Consider the following 1,901-nt stretch of genomic DNA (forward strand, 5'->3'; position numbering starts at 1 on the left):
ATGTGTCTCCATCTTTACCTTGGTTCTCTTTTGGATCTACTTTTCCGTTTAATACTTCTTTACCGTCACGTCCAGATGCTCCCGCAGCTCCGTCTTGTCCGTCTTTAACTACTGTTGTTTGAACAAGTGTGTCTGTTCCTTCTGTGTAGTTTCCATCGCCATCTTTGTCAATGTAGAAGGTTAATGTTGTTTGTTTCTTCACTTCATCTCGTTCTGCTTTGACTTTTGGTGTTTTTCCATCTTCACCGTTTTTAACGATGGTTGTTAATGATGGTTTGTTGTCTGGTTGCGTGATGGTGATGGTGTGTGTTCCATTATTGTTGTCTGTCACAGTTACTGTTGGAGTGAAGCCATCTTTACCGTTCTCACCTTTATCGCCTTTAGGACCTTTGATGTTACCTGCTGGTTCCCATGCATTGTCCTTCTTAACGAAGACATCGCCTGTTTCAGTATTAACGAAGCTATCTCCATCTTTGCCGTCTGTAGCTTTTGGATCTACTTTTCCGTTTAATACTTCTTTACCGTCACGACCAGATGCTCCATCCGCACCTTTTGCTCCATCTTGTCCATCTTTAACTACTGTTGTTTGAACAAGTGTGTCTGTTCCTTCTGTGTAGTTTCCATCGCCATCTTTGTCAATGTAGAAGGTTAATGTTGTTTGTTTCTTCGCTTCATCTCGTTCTGCTTTGACTTTTGGTGTTTTTCCATCTTCACCGTTTTTAACGATGGTTGTTAGGGATGGTTTATTGTCTGGTTGGGTGATGGTGATGGTGTGTGTGCCGTTATTGTTATCTGTAACGGTTACTTCTGGTGTGAAGCCGTCTTTTCCGTTTTCACCCTTGTCACCTTTTGGACCTTTGATGTTGCCTGCTGGTTCCCATGCATTGTTCTTCTTAACGAAGACATCACCTGTTTCAGTATTTACGAAGCTATCTCCATCTTTGCCGTCTGTAGCTTTTGGATCTACTTTTCCGTTTAGTACTTCTTTACCGTCACGTCCTGCTTGTCCTGCAGCTCCGTCTTGACCATCTTTAACTACTGTTGTTTGAACAAGTGTGTCTGTTCCTTCTGTGTAGTTTCCNTCGCCATCTTTGTCAATGTAGAAGGTTAATGTAGTTTGTTTCTTCGCATCATCTCGTTCTGCTTTGACTTTTGGTGTTTTTCCATCTTCACCGTTTTTAACGATGGTTGTTAATGATGGTTTGTTGTCTGGTTGCGTGATNGTGATGGTGTGTGTTCCGTTATTGTTGTCTGTAACGGTTACTTCTGGTGTGAATCCATCTTTTCCGTTCTCACCCTTGTCACCTTTNGGTCCTTTGATGTTGCCTGCTGGTTCCCAAGTGTTACCTTTCTTAACGAATACATCTCCTGTTTNTGTATTTACGAATGTGTCTCCATCTTTACCTTGGTTCTCTTTTGGATCTACTTTTCCGTTTAATACTTCTTTACCGTCACGTCCAGATGCTCCCGCAGCTCCGTCTTGTCCGTCTTTAACTACTGTTGTTTGAACAAGTGTGTCTGTTCCTTCTGTGTAGTTTCCATCGCCATCTTTGTCAATGTAGAAGGTTAATGTAGTTTGTTTCTTCGCTTCATCTCGTTCTGCTTTGACTTTTGGTGTTTGTCCGTCTACACCGTTTTTAACGATGGTTGTTAATGATGGTTTGTTATCTGGTTGCGTGATTGTGATGGTGTGTGTTCCGTTATTGTTGTCTGTAACGGTTACTTCTGGTGTGAATCCATCTTTTCCGTTCTCACCCTTGTCACCTTTTGGTCCTTTGATGTTGCCTGCTGGTTCCCAAGTGTTACCTTTCTTAACGAATACATCNCCTGTTTGTGTATTTACGAATGTGTCTCCATCTTTACCTTGGTTCTCTTTTGGATCTACTTTTCCGTTTAATACT

The 1,901-nt window shown here is 41.8% G+C and carries 1 pseudogene; it reads right to left on the reverse strand.

Annotation, left to right across the window (positions count from 1 at the left end):
- Positions 1 to 1,901: pseudogene (locus D8845_RS10105) on the reverse strand (YSIRK signal domain/LPXTG anchor domain surface protein); the annotation flags it as partial.

It is taken from the genome of Streptococcus mitis (genome assembly GCF_003942865.1).
Taxonomy (GTDB): Bacteria; Bacillota; Bacilli; order Lactobacillales; family Streptococcaceae; genus Streptococcus; species Streptococcus mitis_BI.